Source organism: Lactimicrobium massiliense, assembly GCF_900343155.1.
GTDB lineage: Bacteria > Bacillota_I > Bacilli_A > Erysipelotrichales > Erysipelotrichaceae > Bulleidia > Bulleidia massiliensis.
This window is the reverse complement of record NZ_OUNG01000001.1, coordinates 98,530-112,913: the sequence shown is the minus strand read 5'-3', so window position 1 is coordinate 112,913 and position 14,384 is coordinate 98,530. Positions and strand designations below refer to the sequence as shown.

Genomic DNA, 14,384 nt, shown 5'->3' with positions numbered 1-14,384 from the left:
GAAATATATGACACAAGCACAGGACAGCAGCTATCGAAGTTGGCTGACATCAATCCGAATATCCGGACGGCTGTATCTGCATGAAAAAGCGGAAGTACAGCGCATTGAAAAAGAACATCCGGATTTTAAGAATATGCCGTTTTCACCTGATCTGATCAAGATCGGTGTCGCTGATGATACCGGCTATGGAGAGCTGGAACTGTATCAGTATCTGCTGGAAGACATTGCAAGAATCGAGAAGGTCTTTGAAGCCGTGGAGAATCTGTGCGGGACATCTGCCAGGCAGATTCTGTGGCATCACTTTATTGAACTGGATACACAGGAAGATCTCGCCAGCCGTCTGCACATTTCCAGAAGGCAGCTGCAATATGCAATGGATAAGTGGATGAAGAAGGTATATGACGATGGACAGTGAGTGCACAGATCAGTATACATTTGCGTATTTTAAAAAAGCATGTCATGGTTACTTCAATGATCTTGGCAGACTGCAGCAGCTGCAGCTGCACCGCAGGCAGCTGATTCACAATGCCGAGGGGGTACATTCTGTTGATCTTACCAAGGTCATGGGAAAGGACAATCACCAGCCATCGTCTGATCCGCGGTTGGAAATCATGCATCAGAAAGACCTGACAGAACAGGAAATTCAGCAGGTATTGGGCAGGATCCAGTACATTATTACGGTACTGGAGAATATACCTGATCCTGGCTGCCGGGCTCTTCTGTGGCGCGCGTATGTCCAGCGTAAACCAGTCAATCTGTTGGCATCCCATCTTTCTCTGTCAACGGATTATGTCCTGAAACTGCTGAAAGAAGAAGTCAGAGCGAGCCTGAAAAAGATGCAGAACCATGATGCTCTGCAGCAGCGCAATGCTGTTGTTTCCACATGCGAAAATGAAAAACCAGAAGAAAACAGCCTGTGACATTTCACAGGCTTTTTTCTGGCTGCTTCTGATAGGTACGTATGACAAACTGGCCGGTAAGAGGAAATGAGCCTGCCTGTGCCAGTTTTTCTTTTCCTTTGATCCCGGTTTTATAAGCATAGGGCGTCATGGCAAACAAGGCATGCATCAGATCTGCGGCAACACAAAATGTGTCTGTAATGACCTTTTGATCCGTCAGTACCAGGGAGGTATCCAGCAGCTTGATGACATTGCGGTAGGGCTTTTCATAGAGAATCTGCTTCATCTCAATCAGATGATCAGGCCCTGGTGTAACAAAGACAAAATGCCCGCCTGGCACAAGCAGTCTTTCGATTTCATCTTTTGCAAAAGGGGCAAAGCAGGTCAGAATCAGATTGGCACATGCATCAGGAAAGGGCAGATCAAAGATGGATGCCAGCACATACTGTGTGGATGAATCATGTCTGGCAGCGTGCTTCAAAGCATCCTTGGACAGATCAATGCCATATTTCTGATTTGCAGGAATCTTCTGTGTGTAATAGCCTTCCCCACAGGCAAGATCCAGAAATGTATCCGGATGATATGCTTCGATTTCTTTGACAAGTGCATCCCGCAGAAAGCCATAGGCCCCGCTGGCAAGGAATGCACTTCTGGCCTGAATCATTTCCTTATTGTCGCCATGGGCTTTCTTCTGCGAAAGAAACAGGTTCAGATAACCGCTGGAGGCATAGTCAAAGCAATGGCCGTTTGGACAGGCGGCCTGATGGTCCTGATGAGATAAAGGCTGATGACAGATCGGACATAATATTTGCATGGCTCTATTGTAACAAAATCAGCAGTACGCTGACAGAAAGAATATTGACTGGGAGTCAGTCATATGCTATATAACATCCAGGAGGTATCCATGAAAGACAGTAAGAACACAGAAGAGAGAAAACAGGAATTCGTGGATGCGGCGGAGAAGCTGTTCAAGGAGAACGGCATCATGGACACGACAGTGAATAACATCGTGAAGGAACTTGATGTTGCCAAGGGACTGTTCTATTACTACTTCAAGTCAAAGGATGATGTGATTGATGCCATCAGCCAGAAATACAATGATGCATTCAATCAGTCAATGATGAAGGATATGAGCAGCACCGACTGGAAGCAGCAGGTGGATCAGTTCATAGACAACTGCATTCAGTCTTTTGCGGATATGGACGCAAAGCTGAAAGGTAAGCGGGATGATGTGGATCTGTCTGCGCTGAGCAGCCGCAGTGTGCATGAGGCAAAGCAGGCCAGTTCCAGGGCGTTAAGAAAGCTGTTGGAAGAGGGAAACCGTATCAAGAAAACAGCCATCTGTGACGCAGATTATTATGCAGATCTGATTACCGGCGGGATTGCCTACATGGTATCCAAGGGTGACAGAGATGCTGAGAAGATCAAAGAGATTGTATGGGATCTGATCAACAGATCCGGAAAGGATGAAAACAATGAGTGATTTTGACAAGCAGTTTAATGATTTCGCAGATATGGTCGCAAAGTATGTCAACGTTGGCGTACAGAAAGTAAAGGATGTGGCAGACTTCCAGACAAAGAAGATGAAGCTGCAGTCTGAAATCGGTCAGAACCAGCGCGATATTACCAAGGCATATACAAAGCTTGGCCAGGCATACTATGAGGCAAAGGAAAACAATGCCCAGATGTCCGATGTGGAAGATGTCATGGAATTGATCCGCTCGAAGAAGAAGCTTGTGGATATGCTGCAGGAAAAGCTGGATGCCATGAAAGACAGCGAAGAAGAATAACAGATACAAAAAAAGACACTGGCATGATTATTCATCATGCTGGTGTCTTTCATGATAGGAGTAAATGCATCCACAGTAATCCTGGTGATACAGGTTAAACTCTGAAACAATTTCATCCCGGCGGACCTGTCCGCCTTTTTTCTTGAAATCTGATACAAAGTAGTGGATATCCGGATAGTCTTTCGCCAGTTCAAGACCAATCTGATTCAATACCTGGCTGTCTTTCTGGCGGGAGATTGTCATCACTGTCGTAAACCAGCCAAAGCCATGCGCATGGGCATACGCAAAGCCCTCTTTCATTCGTGCCCGATAGCAGCCAAAACACCGCTTCCATCCTTCCGGATCATCCGCCCGTGCACTGAGCACTTCTCTTGTATACGCGGCATTGTCATACGGCGGTACAACAACTTTGACATCATCCATACCTAATAATGGCAGCAGCCGTTCCAGCTCCTGTTCACGCCGCTGATATTCACTGGCAGGGTAGATGTTGGAATTGTTGTAGAGAATCGTGATGTCAAAATAATCATGCAGAAATTCCAGCGGCCATCCTGCACACGGCCCGCAGCAGGCATGCATCAGCAGCTTTGGCTTTGTGCCGGATGCCTTTACCTGCTTCAATTCATCCAGTGATTTCAGATACCAGTTGGTGCGCTGAGATGATTTCCGGCTGGCCAGATAGGTACGATATTCTTCCTTTTCAGACTCATTCATGGGTTAAGAACATGCAGTCTCCAAACGAGAAGAAGCGGTACTTCTCATCTACGGCATGCTTGTAAGCCTTCATGACAAGATCATAGCCAGCCAGTGCACAGATCATCATGATCAATGTGCTCTTGGGAAGATGAAAGTTTGTTAACATGCCATCGATTGTATGGTACTGATAGCCCGGATAGATAAACAGACGCGTCTCCATCGTGCACTCATGGAAACTGCCATACTTGTTCCAGACAGATTCCAGCGTACGGACAGAAGTTGTGCCAATGGCAATGATTCTTCTGCCCTCAGCCTTGGCCTGATTCAGGATGTCCGCTGCTTCTTTGGACATATAGCATACCTCGGCATGCATCTGATGTTCCTTGACATTCTCTGTATCCATTGGGCGGAATGTACCAAGACCCACATGGAGCGTCACATCTACGACTGTGACACCTTTCTCACGCAGCTTTGCAAAGATTTCCGGCGTGAAGTGCAGGCCTGCAGTCGGGGCAGCCGCACTGCCTTCCACTTTGGAATATACCGTCTGATAACGCTCCGGATCATTCAGCTTTTCATGAATATACGGCGGCAGGGGAACCTCACCAAGCTGATCCAGAATCTCATTGAAGATGCCATCATAGATCATCTTGAACTTGCGCAGGCCCTTGTCTTCCACTTCCACACACTTTGCCTTCAGTCTGCCATCATGGAAGGAAACAACCGTACCAAGCTTGATGACATGGGCATTGCCAACCAGACACTCCCACACATCATCTTCCATCTGCCTTAACAGCAGCAGTTCCACATGGGCACCCGTGCCTTCCTTAGTACCATACAGACGGGCAGGAATGACACGCGTGTTATTGCGCACCAGCACATCTCCCTTATGGAAATATGACACGATATCATAGAAATGCTTGTCTTCCAGTTCACCGCTGTTCATATGCACAACCATCATGCGGCTGCCTGTGCGATCCTTTAACGGTGTCTGGGCAATCAGCTCCTTAGGCAGATCATAATCAAAATCACTTGTTTTCAGATTGTTGATATCCATTGTTAAAACCCTCTTTCATCAAACTTCATACTGGCCAGTGTCTGCCGCTTGAAATCATCATAGCGGTCTTCTTTGATCGCCTGGCGTACCTCTTCCATCAGTTTCAGCAGGAAGCGCGTGTTATGGATCGACAGCAGGCGGGTGCCGAAGCCTTCCTTCGCCCGGGTCAGATGATGCAGATATGCACGGGAATAATTCCGGCATGTATAGCAGTCACACTGGGGGTCCAGCGGTCCAAAATCATCACGGTACTGCGGCCGGCTGATATTGATGCGGCCCTCACTTGTCATCAAAGTGCCATGGCGGGCAATACGGGTCGGCAGCACACAGTCACACATATCAATGTTCAGGGAAACAGCTTCCAGCAGATCATTGACGGCACCAACCCCCATCAGATAGCGCGGCTTGTCAAAGGGAAGCTTCTCCTGGGACCATTTCACCATCCGGTACATTGTCGGCTTATCTTCACCAACGGAAGTGCCGCCGATGGCATAGCCGTCAAAGTCCATCTCCACAAGCTTTTCGGCACAATAGTCTCGCAGATCTTCATAGTCACCGCCCTGCACAATGCCAAACAAAGCCTGCTCATCAGGACGCTGGTTGGCATCCTTGCCGCGCTTGGCCCAGCGCAGAGTCCGCTCCATTGATTTCTTTGCATAGTCATACGTGGCAGGATAGGGGATGCACTCATCAAAAGACATCATGATATCCGCTCCGATGCAGTTCTGGATATGAATAGACTTCTCTGGCGACAGAAACAGCTTGTCGCCATTGCGGGGATTGCGGAAGGAGACGCCTTCCTCCTCAATTTTGCGCAGCTTTGCAAGAGAGAATACCTGAAAGCCGCCGGAGTCTGTTAACATCGGGCCATGATAGTTCATGAACTTCTGCACACCGCCTGCTTTTACAAGGATATCCTCGCCTGGCTGCAGCCACAGATGATACGTATTGGCCAGCACAACACCGGCTCCCATATCATACAATTCTTCCGGAGAGATGAATTTTACCGTTGCCTGCGTGCCTACCGGCATGAACATCGGTGTTTCCACATCCCCATGCGGTGTATGAAGAATACCGGTGCGGGCCCCTGACTGCCGGCATATATGTGTAATCTCAAATTCAACTGGTCTCATAATTCCTCATTTCTGCCTGTCTAGTATAGCAGATACATCAGAAAAATCAGTGCATGGGAGTGCACAGCACGGTGTATAATCAGGGAAGTATGAAGTCGCAGTATATTAAAATCAGAAACGTTCCAGATGAAGTACGCCGCAATGCGGCATCAATCCGGGTCAAGCCATGGTGGCTGCTGTTTATCTGTCTTGTCATTGGCATTGCATTGCTGATATGGAAGCCATACATGTTTGGCATTGCGCTGCCGATGGTCATTCTGACCGTATTTGCACTGACCGTCATGCCGGATCGGATTCTTGTGCAATTCGGCAGTCAGTATATGCTGATGTACAACCGCAGCGACCGCAGTGAATGCACGATGATTTACTATGATGAAATCGTCTCCTGGCACTATGAGTATCACCGCTCCTGTGATCAGGTGATTGTGGAACTGGTTGATGGCAGCAGTGAGAGTGTTGAAATGTATTCCCGGATGCGGATCCGCAACATGATGAATCTGTATGCACCGGGCAAGGAGATGAAGCGGTCATCAGGAAGGAGAAAAGCATGAAGAAAGAGATGGCAGCAGTGGATCCCGAGGCAATGGAAGCCTGCCGGAAGCAGATGCTGAAAGAGAAAGAATATGATGAACTGTCCATGATCTTTGAGATGTTTTCAGACAGTACGCGTTTGAAGATCATGAGTGTCCTGTTTACAAAGGAACTGTGTGTTTCCGATCTTTCAGCACTTCTGGAAATGAGCCAGAGTGCTGTGTCCCATCAGCTTGGATCCCTCAAGAAGACAAAACTTGTTACTTCCCGCAAAGCCGGCAAGAATGTGTATTACCGCATGGCAGATGAACACATCCAGAATATTTACAAGATGGCACTGGATCATATCCGCGAATGAAGATCGCTGCAATTGACTTTGAAACAGCCAACCAGGCAAGTGCATCGGTATGTTCGGTTGGCATCTCCACCATGGAAGATGGTGCCTGCGAAGAAAGCTACTATACATTGATTCATCCGGAAAGCAATGTCTCTTACTTTTCAAAATGGAATGTCAGAATCCATGGCATTCATCCCCAGGATGTCAAAGATGCCCCGACGTTTGATGTGATTTATCCGGATCTGATGAAGCAGCTCGATGGTGCACTGGTCACTGCCCACAATGCCCGCTTCGATATGAAATGCCTCAAGGACACATGTCTCAATACCGGCAAACCCATTCCCGTGCTTTCTTATTTTGATACGGTTGAACTCAGCCGCCATGTCTTTCCACAGCTGCCGCATCATGGCCTTGGCGACATGTGTGACTATCTTCATATCGAACTCAATCACCACAATGCATTATCTGACAGCTACGGCTGCCTGATGATTGTCGCCTCAGTCATGAATATGACCGGTATCTTTGACATTGAAGAACTGCTCAGGGTCTGCCATACAAGAATCTATGAACTCTAAGAAAAAAGATGCATCGTATCTGGCAGTTTACCAGGATCTGCGAGACAAGATCATCAATGGTGCCTATCCATTGCATCGTTTTCTGCCATCCAAAAGAACCTGTGCCAGCCAGTATGGTGTCTCTTTGATTACGATCGAGCATGCCATGCGGCTGCTGGATGAAGAAGGCTATATCACAGCCAGACAAAGACGCGGCTATGAAGTGGTTTATCAATCCGGAGACCTGTTTGCCACACCCAGAACGATCACAGAACCTGTACTGGAGAGAAAGCGGGCAGACTATACAAAGCTGTTTCCGTATCCCCAGCTTGCCTCCACGATGCGCCATGTGCTCAGTGAATATCAGGAAGAAATCATGGAGCGCAGTGAAGGCTGCGGCTGCCTGGTACTGCGCCAGGCCATTGCGGCTTACCTGTCCCGCAGCCGTGATATGCATGCAGCACCTGATCAGATCATCATTGCCGCCGGCAGTGAATCTGCCTATTCGCTGATCGTTCAGATGCTTTCCAGAAACGATATCTATGGCATCGAGGATCCCAGCTATGCCAGAATCAGACGTATTTATGAAAATGAAGGCGTACAGATAGACAGACTGCAAATGGGCCCCAATGGCATCAAGTCCAGTGAACTGCAGCGCACCCATGCCCGCATCCTGCATGTCACGCCGGTTTCTTCCTATCCAACTGGTGTCAGTGCCGATGCCGGCAAACGCCAGGAATATCTGCAATGGGCTCGTCAGCGTCACGGCATTCTGATCGAAGATGATTATGCCAGTGAATTCGGCGCATCTTCTCCCATCCAGAAAACACTGTTTGCCCTGGAACCAGAAAGAAGCGTGATCTATCTCAACAGCTTTACGCGTACCATCGCACCATCTTTCAGGATTTCATATATGATTCTGCCCGCGGAAAGAAAAGAGCAGCTGCTTGCAGAGATTGCAGATCTGTCCTGCAATGTCTCTACCTTTGACCAGCTTACCGTTGCCGAACTGCTGAATAATGGCAGTTTTGAACGTCATCTGAACAGAGTAAAACGCCAGCAGAGAATGCACAAACAATTGAAAAGTTTTCAAAAATAATGAATGTGTTTACACCGTGAAAGAAATTAGTATAATTAACATATATGTGAGGTAGCAGTAATGGCAGATTATGAAAATAATGCTTTCTTCTGGCAGAAAGTAGATACACTCTTTTTGTCAGGAAAATTAGCATTGACAAAGAAAAAAGGGGAAGCACATGATACTTTCCGCAATCTTGTTTATCCAACAGACTATGGACATCTGGGGGATACGAAAAGTACAACTGAGGAAGGTGTCTCCGTCTATGCCGGCAGCGGTGACCGCAGCCAGATCACAGCGCTTGTAGTCGCTGCTGACATTCTGACCAAGGAACTGGATGTCAAGATGCTGATTGGATGCACGGAAGAGGAAGTCATGGCCGTGCTCCGCTTCCTGAACCAGACCGATTTCCAGAAGACAGTTCTGATTCGCCGGTCCAATGTGATTCCTTCCTGGGGCATCTCAGATAATTAAGCAGAGCAGATAACAGGCTGTGAAGAACAATATTCCTTCACAGCTTTTTTTGTGGCATCATAATTACCCATGCCAGAGAATCTGATGGGGATGGATGGCAGAGCGATATGGTTCTTGAACCAGAGAAACACGGCTAAGGGCACAATCATCTGAATCAGAATCATGACCGGTGTATACAGCGGCCTGCAGATCTTCCCCATTGGCTGATATGGAACTTCTAAGAAAAAAGTAACTGCATAACACAAAAGGATAATTATATAGGAAGCATTATTAATATAGAAGCCTTCTTTTTAAATATTAATAATTTACAATTTAGCCAATAGGATAGAAAGGAATCATCATCAGGAAGATTGCAATTGATCAAACAGGAATATATATGATCTGATCATTTTATTTGACCTGAAATTCTTTTTATCAGAAGGAGGAAGAAATGATTCTTAAAAAGGTAATTCCAAGTCTGCTTGCCTTAGCAATGATCTTTTCTCTATGCACCACAAAGATTGAAGCGAAAGAACTGCCACAACAGGATACTCCCATCACAGAAGTTGAAGAATCCGAAGTGGCAATGAGTGCAGTAGTTGCCACTGCACTGATCTGGGTTCTTACATACTATCCACAAATATATCATGTCGTTGTTCATTACGTTAATAGAGCTGCCTGTGTACCTGGCGTATCGCCAATAAAACTGGCGAATGCGATTTACCGATATGCCAAAACTGGTGTCTGGAGCCTCTGATGGTAGAACAGATTTTGAATTTTATCAGCTTTTTCATCATCTTTAAAGCAGACGAAAATCTTTCAGAAGGGAAAAAGAAAAAGGCCATGCTTTTGATCATATTATTCGTTGTTTTTTTTCTTGCTGTGATAGGATTATTCTGGTCGCTTGATACACTGAATCTTCAGGAATTTTAACTTAGGCTAAGGATTGAAAATGTTATCCTGCACATGTATTTTGACAGGCGAAAAGAAAATGACTGCGGCAAGATCCACAGTCATATCTCATCAACTTATTTGATTGGCGCACCGACAAAGTCCCGGCAGAAATCATCTTTTGTATGATGGATGATCCACTTCACAGCATCTCTTTCTGCCTTCTCATATAGATCCAGAAAAGATTCTGTATGACTTTCTGCAGGTGCATAGACAGGATGCCAGACTTCATGTGCTTCATTCAGTGCGGTTGGCTTCTTATCATCAGAAAGCATCATGCCGCTGACCATCTTTGGCGCCTTGATCAAAGATTCCACATAGGATGCCAGATGATACTTGAACTTTGACGGCTTGAGATAGCGGGTCATCCGGTGCACATCACGGATATCATCCATCAGCTGCTTCACAGTCAGATCAATGCCAAATACATTCTTGATCATGGCCTGATACATCAGGGCAAGTTTTTCTGTATCTTCCGCTGAAAGCTGAAGATACTTGTAAACATCATAGTCTTTCCAGCTTCTGCCTCGCTGTCCCAGAATATAGACATCAAATTCACCTTCAATGCGGAAATGTATTTCACTCTCGGTACGGCCTGTACGCACACTTTCATGATGCGCATAGGCATTGATCAAAGGATGTTCATTCTGATCCAGCGCATAATGGCAGAGATACCCATCAAAGTAGGACCGCAGGGCAGGATCCCGGTGGGCATAGTCTTCCAGGAAAGCTAGTACTTCCCGGATCTTTTCCTCATGCATGCGGCTGCCAATTGGAGCAAGCGTGCCGGGAAGGATCGAAAAGTGTGAAAAGAACAGCATATCCGGTCCCTGGGATCCCATATAAAACATGGGCAGATCCGTAATTTCCTTCTGCTGTGCTTCCGGCAGGAAACGATATACATCTTTGGCAAATTCTACATGCGTTGTTGCTGCTGGCATGATTCAAACCTTCCTTCAGTTATTTTGTCTTTTCAGCGATATCCTTGATCTTTGCGGCAAGACCATGCACCTTGGCAAGAGGCAGGGAACAGATCGCAATCCGGATGCCATGATTGACACTGACCGTATAAATATGATTGTCCATCAGTGCCTGGTGCAGACGATTGCGATACGCATTGTCAGGAATACGCAGAGTCACAAAGAATCCTTCATCATATGGATAGCAGTCCAGTGCTGCATCCTTAGCCTCCTTGATAAACAGGGAAGAACGCTGCCGCATCAGATCAATATACTTCTGCTTTTCTTTCAGGAATGCTTCCCGGTTCTCCGTCACTGTCCAGACAAAGTTTGCCATGGCCGCATTTGGAATATTGGACCAGGTTGCACGTGCCTTCTTTTCCATGATGATCTCCGCATCCCGGACATCCTCTTTCTTTTTGGCAAGCACAATGGCAGCACCGCAGCGCAGACCATAGGAGGTCAATGTCTTGGAGCAGGAGAAGCAGATTTCCACCATGACATTGTCAGACAGATCATTGAAATAGGACATATAATGTCTGGCTTCTTCCATGGAACGGTAGGAATAGTCAATGTAGGCAATATCATTGATCAGAATGATATCGCAGTCTTTGGAAGCTTCGTTCAGATAGCTGACAAGATCCTTCCATTCCTGTTCTTTCAGACAATAGCCGGTCGGATTCTGGCAGGGATCATTGAGCACAATCACAACTCTGTCCTGCTTTGCCTTGACTGTGCTGACACATTCCTTCAGGCTTTCCAGATTGAAGCTGTCACCATCAAAATTCTTGTATGTGATGTAATTCAGATTGTTTTCATGTGCCATCAATGCATAAGAACCCCAGGCAATCTCTGGCAGAATGACCGTTTCACCCTCATCCAGGAAGGTTGTAAAGCCAATGGAAACAGCACCAGATCCACCCGGTGTGGCAATCACGGTATGGGCAAGATCGAGCTTCTGGCCATACGTCACCCACTGATACACCTGATCCCGGTAATCCGGATTGCCAGTAAAGCTTGCTGCATAAGAAGCCTTGACGCGGTGGTCAATTGCATCATAGTGGTTGAAGACAGTATCGTAAGCAACCAGATGATTGTCTTCATCATACAGAGAACCAATGGTCGCATTCACAACGGCATCACCATTGACCGCAGCATCTTTCTTCGCTTTGGCAATCACGGCAAAGACCGTATCGACAATCGGGGTTAAATCAGCACTTTTTCTGACAAATGACATATTCAGTCCTCCTTAAACAGATATGTTCCCACCCGGACCATATTTGATCCACAGGCGAGTGCTATTTCATAATCACTGCTCATACCCATGGAAAGGGTATGAATCTGGCTGGCACCATACAGACTCTGCAGATGCACATACAAAGCATGTGTTTTCATAAACACATCCCGGATTCGTTCTGTATCATTCGTATGCGGTCCCATAGCCATGATGCCGCACACATTCAGATGCGCAAACTGCATGCATGATCTGACAAAGGCATCCGCATCAGCCGGATCATGACCAGACTTGTTCTCATCTTCATCTGCCATGTGAAACTCACACAGCACATCCATCGTCTTGTTCAGCTTTGCACACTGTTTGTCAATTTCCTTTGCCAGTTCCAGAGAATCCAGAGACTGGATGCAGGAAACATACGGAACGATACTTTTGACTTTGTTGCGCTGCAGATGACCGATAAACTGCCACTGGATATCGGCAGGCAGGTCAATCTTGCCAAGCAGCTCCTGGGCGTGGTTTTCACCAAAGATCCGCTCACCAGCATCGTAATAGGACATAATTTCTTCTTTGGAGCGTTTCTTACTCACCACACACAGCCGTGCCTGTTCACCACAGGCTTTCTTCACTTTTTCATAATGTGCCTGAATCATACGGCTATTATACTCCTGCAGATGAGCACCTGTTCAGCGCAAGCGCAAAAATACATCAGGCGATGAATGACATCGGTGATTTCTGTGCCTTGATAAAATGATGGCGGGAAAGATAGGGAATCAGCAGATTCACAAGCAGGACAATGGCCAGTACCTGGAAAGGATACAATACGGCATTCTTGAACAGACTCTTGCCGGCATAGTACAGATATGCCTTACTGCCGCCGGTCAGAACATATGTCCAGTAGGATCCCAGCATGACATTGATGCCAAAGGAAGAAACCGCTTTGGCAATGGCAATCTTGAGCACGGACTGTTTCTGATCATACATGCATACTGCATAGCACAGAATGCCAAGTGCTGCGGTCAGGGTATAGCCGGCAAAGAAGCCATAGCCATCTGGAAACAGCATATAGGACATGATGTCCTCCACTACCGCAAAGACAATGCCTGCTGTTGGTCCCAGCACCATGCCGCAGATCGCATTGATCAGAAAGTCAAACGAGAAATACAGGTTGACGCCGACCGGAATGGAAAAGCGGGAAACAACAATGCGCAGGGCAAGAAAGATGGCCATGACAGCCAGCCAGCGCACCGATTTCAGCTTTTCTGCAGATGACTTCCACATTTCTTTTTTCATATAAAAAACCTCCTTTCACCAACCCGTGAAGGAGGTCATATTCACGTTTTGGGAATCATACAGCTCACCGCAAGAATTTGGTTCTTTTCGTCCATGTACTTCCCGGTACACAGCACTTGACGCGGACTGTTGACGGGCATACTGTAACGCATACACAATGATCAGGCAAGAAAAAAGCAATGTGATACCATGGACACGAAAGGAGAAGAATCATGGCAGTATATGATGAAAACTGGGTAATGGAAAGAAAAAGCAGGCACCATGGCCTGCAGCCGCTGCGCAATGCCCTGCATGAAACAGGTGATGTCCAGAACCGGATCCGGTGTATTCATGTGGCCGGCACCAATGGCAAGGGTTCCACCTGTGCCTTTCTGCAGGAAATCCTGATGGCAAATGGAATCAAAACAGGCATGTTTACTTCTCCCCATCTTGTCTGCCACAATGACCGCATCCGCATCAACAGCACATGGATTCCCCATGATGCCTTTGTCAATCTGCTGAACAGTCTGCTGCCAGTCATATTGAAATATGATCTTGGCATGTTTGAAATTGATTTTCTGATTGCCATGCACTGGTTTGCAACAGAAGGCGTCGATATTGCCATCATTGAAGCCGGCATCGGCGGCCGGGATGACAGCACGAATGTGATCCCGGTGCCCTCACTTGCCATCATCACAACCATCAGCTATGATCACATGCAGATCCTGGGATCCAGGCTGTCACAGATTGCCTTTGCCAAAGCCGGCATTCTCAAGCCATACGGCCATGGTTTATGCGGCACACACGATCCTCATGCCAGATCCGTCATATCCTCATGGGCATACCGGCAGCACTGTGCTTTGACATATGCAGGACCATGGTATGACCGGGGCCCACAGGCATTTTCCTTAGATCATGACATATACCATCTGTCTATGCCTGCCCACTACCAGAAAGCCAATGCCGCACTGGCATTACAGGCAGCTTTTCTGCTTGGCATCAATATCCATACACCCGCCATTCATCAGGCCATTGAACAGACCAGATGGCCGGGACGCTTTGAAATGATTTGCAAACATCCATGTGTCATTGTAGATGGGGCACATAACAAAGAAGGTATGGAAGCTTTGTGCAGGACGCTTGCGGAAATGCCCGGACACAAGACGGCTGTATTCAGTGCTTTGCGGGATAAGCCGGGACACGAAATGGCATTGATGCTGAAAAAGGTATGCGATGAAGTCATCATCACATCATTTCAGGATGCCAGAGCAGATTCCCTGCAGGATCTTTGTATACCAGGCGCTATCCTGATCGCGGATCCTGTTAAAGCAATTGCATATGCCAAAGAACAAAGAAAAGACAATGGCTTTGTGATCGCAGCAGGATCCCTGCACTTTATTTCATTTGTCAGAAACATGCTTCATCCTGTGCCTTAAAGCA

Annotated in this window: 21 protein-coding genes; 12 read left to right on the top strand and 9 right to left on the bottom strand. The window is 47.0% G+C overall.

The window, feature by feature from the left end; translation table 11 throughout:
• Positions 1-7: 7 nt before the first annotated feature.
• Positions 8-415: a hypothetical protein gene (locus tag DHU66_RS00570; RefSeq protein ID WP_108773963.1), complete on the top strand. Its 408-nt coding sequence runs from the start codon at positions 8-10 to the stop codon at positions 413-415.
• The gene (locus DHU66_RS00565; protein ID WP_135358277.1) at positions 399-920 is read left to right on the top strand and encodes a hypothetical protein; all 522 of its coding nucleotides are present in this window, start codon (positions 399-401) and stop codon (positions 918-920) included. The genes DHU66_RS00570 and DHU66_RS00565 overlap by 17 nt, the downstream gene beginning before the upstream one ends.
• A gap of 4 nt (positions 921-924) precedes the next feature.
• Here the strand turns inward: DHU66_RS00565 and DHU66_RS00560 are convergent, their stop codons facing one another.
• Positions 925-1,713 carry a putative RNA methyltransferase gene (locus tag DHU66_RS00560; RefSeq protein WP_108773961.1) on the bottom strand — a complete coding sequence of 263 codons (789 nt, stop codon included), beginning with the start codon at positions 1,711-1,713 and terminating at the stop codon, positions 925-927.
• A gap of 90 nt (positions 1,714-1,803) precedes the next feature.
• On the opposite strand from DHU66_RS00560, the gene DHU66_RS00555 reads away from it, so the two are divergent.
• Positions 1,804-2,382 carry a TetR/AcrR family transcriptional regulator gene (locus DHU66_RS00555; protein WP_167836191.1) on the top strand — a complete coding sequence of 193 codons (579 nt, stop codon included), beginning with the start codon at positions 1,804-1,806 and terminating at the stop codon, positions 2,380-2,382.
• The gene (locus DHU66_RS00550; RefSeq protein WP_108773959.1) at positions 2,375-2,689 is read left to right on the top strand and encodes a hypothetical protein; all 315 of its coding nucleotides are present in this window, start codon (positions 2,375-2,377) and stop codon (positions 2,687-2,689) included. Before DHU66_RS00555 ends, DHU66_RS00550 begins: the two co-directional genes overlap by 8 nt.
• A gap of 27 nt (positions 2,690-2,716) precedes the next feature.
• On the opposite strand, the gene DHU66_RS00545 is transcribed toward DHU66_RS00550, so the two are convergent.
• Genes DHU66_RS00545 through tgt form a run of 3 tightly spaced genes read right to left on the bottom strand, consistent with a single transcriptional unit; the run spans position 2,717 to position 5,575 of the window.
• On the bottom strand, positions 2,717-3,403 hold the full coding sequence (locus tag DHU66_RS00545; RefSeq protein WP_108773958.1) for an epoxyqueuosine reductase QueH: 687 nt from the start codon (positions 3,401-3,403) through the stop codon (positions 2,717-2,719).
• Positions 3,396-4,427, bottom strand: coding sequence for a tRNA preQ1(34) S-adenosylmethionine ribosyltransferase-isomerase QueA (gene queA, locus DHU66_RS00540; RefSeq protein ID WP_108774468.1), 1,032 nt, complete (start codon positions 4,425-4,427; stop codon positions 3,396-3,398). The genes DHU66_RS00545 and queA overlap by 8 nt, the downstream gene beginning before the upstream one ends.
• Before the next feature lie 17 nt (positions 4,428-4,444).
• Positions 4,445-5,575, bottom strand: coding sequence for a tRNA guanosine(34) transglycosylase Tgt (tgt, locus tag DHU66_RS00535; RefSeq protein ID WP_108773957.1), 1,131 nt, complete (start codon positions 5,573-5,575; stop codon positions 4,445-4,447).
• A gap of 89 nt (positions 5,576-5,664) precedes the next feature.
• Here tgt and DHU66_RS00530 point away from each other — a divergent pair, with 89 nt between their 5' ends.
• The 5 genes from DHU66_RS00530 to DHU66_RS00510 are packed head-to-tail and all read left to right on the top strand — an operon-like array spanning position 5,665 to position 8,549.
• A complete protein-coding gene (locus DHU66_RS00530; RefSeq protein WP_135358276.1) occupies positions 5,665-6,126 on the top strand; it encodes a hypothetical protein in 462 nt (153 codons plus the stop codon).
• On the top strand, positions 6,123-6,464 hold the full coding sequence (locus DHU66_RS00525; RefSeq protein ID WP_245309300.1) for an ArsR/SmtB family transcription factor: 342 nt from the start codon (positions 6,123-6,125) through the stop codon (positions 6,462-6,464). Before DHU66_RS00530 ends, DHU66_RS00525 begins: the two co-directional genes overlap by 4 nt.
• Positions 6,461-7,018: a 3'-5' exonuclease gene (locus DHU66_RS00520; RefSeq protein ID WP_108773955.1), complete on the top strand. Its 558-nt coding sequence runs from the start codon at positions 6,461-6,463 to the stop codon at positions 7,016-7,018. The genes DHU66_RS00525 and DHU66_RS00520 overlap by 4 nt, the downstream gene beginning before the upstream one ends.
• Positions 7,008-8,096 (top strand): MocR-like pyridoxine biosynthesis transcription factor PdxR, encoded by a 1,089-nt coding sequence (gene pdxR / locus DHU66_RS00515; RefSeq protein ID WP_108773954.1) that lies wholly within the window; start codon positions 7,008-7,010, stop codon positions 8,094-8,096. The genes DHU66_RS00520 and pdxR overlap by 11 nt, the downstream gene beginning before the upstream one ends.
• A 60-nt stretch (positions 8,097-8,156) precedes the next feature.
• The gene (locus DHU66_RS00510) at positions 8,157-8,549 is read left to right on the top strand and encodes an Inorganic pyrophosphatase (protein WP_108773953.1); all 393 of its coding nucleotides are present in this window, start codon (positions 8,157-8,159) and stop codon (positions 8,547-8,549) included.
• Here DHU66_RS00510 and DHU66_RS00505 read toward each other — a convergent pair.
• Positions 8,546-8,749, bottom strand: a complete 204-nt coding sequence (locus DHU66_RS00505; RefSeq protein WP_108773952.1) for a hypothetical protein — start codon at positions 8,747-8,749, stop codon at positions 8,546-8,548. The two genes, DHU66_RS00510 and DHU66_RS00505, sit on opposite strands and share 4 nt — an antisense overlap.
• A gap of 230 nt (positions 8,750-8,979) precedes the next feature.
• On the opposite strand from DHU66_RS00505, the gene DHU66_RS00500 reads away from it, so the two are divergent.
• Positions 8,980-9,285, top strand: a complete 306-nt coding sequence (locus DHU66_RS00500; protein WP_108773951.1) for a hypothetical protein — start codon at positions 8,980-8,982, stop codon at positions 9,283-9,285.
• Complete coding sequence (locus DHU66_RS12085) at positions 9,285-9,461, top strand: hypothetical protein (protein WP_167836190.1); 177 nt, start codon at positions 9,285-9,287, stop codon at positions 9,459-9,461. The genes DHU66_RS00500 and DHU66_RS12085 overlap by 1 nt, the downstream gene beginning before the upstream one ends.
• Before the next feature lie 95 nt (positions 9,462-9,556).
• Here DHU66_RS12085 and DHU66_RS00495 read toward each other — a convergent pair whose 3' ends face one another.
• Genes DHU66_RS00495 through DHU66_RS00480 form a run of 4 tightly spaced genes read right to left on the bottom strand, consistent with a single transcriptional unit; the run spans position 9,557 to position 12,965 of the window.
• The gene (locus tag DHU66_RS00495; protein ID WP_108773950.1) at positions 9,557-10,420 is read right to left on the bottom strand and encodes a zinc dependent phospholipase C family protein; all 864 of its coding nucleotides are present in this window, start codon (positions 10,418-10,420) and stop codon (positions 9,557-9,559) included.
• 19 nt (positions 10,421-10,439) lie between these two features.
• On the bottom strand, positions 10,440-11,675 hold the full coding sequence (locus DHU66_RS00490; protein WP_108773949.1) for a pyridoxal phosphate-dependent aminotransferase: 1,236 nt from the start codon (positions 11,673-11,675) through the stop codon (positions 10,440-10,442).
• Positions 11,676-11,677: 2 nt separating this feature from the next.
• A complete protein-coding gene (locus tag DHU66_RS00485; RefSeq protein WP_108773948.1) occupies positions 11,678-12,325 on the bottom strand; it encodes a YggS family pyridoxal phosphate-dependent enzyme in 648 nt (215 codons plus the stop codon).
• Between the two features lie 55 nt (positions 12,326-12,380).
• Positions 12,381-12,965 carry an energy coupling factor transporter S component ThiW gene (locus DHU66_RS00480; RefSeq protein ID WP_108773947.1) on the bottom strand — a complete coding sequence of 195 codons (585 nt, stop codon included), beginning with the start codon at positions 12,963-12,965 and terminating at the stop codon, positions 12,381-12,383.
• Between the two features lie 212 nt (positions 12,966-13,177).
• Here DHU66_RS00480 and DHU66_RS00475 point away from each other — a divergent pair, with 212 nt between their 5' ends.
• The gene (locus tag DHU66_RS00475) at positions 13,178-14,380 is read left to right on the top strand and encodes a bifunctional folylpolyglutamate synthase/dihydrofolate synthase (protein WP_108773946.1); all 1,203 of its coding nucleotides are present in this window, start codon (positions 13,178-13,180) and stop codon (positions 14,378-14,380) included.
• Positions 14,381-14,384 lie beyond the last annotated feature (4 nt).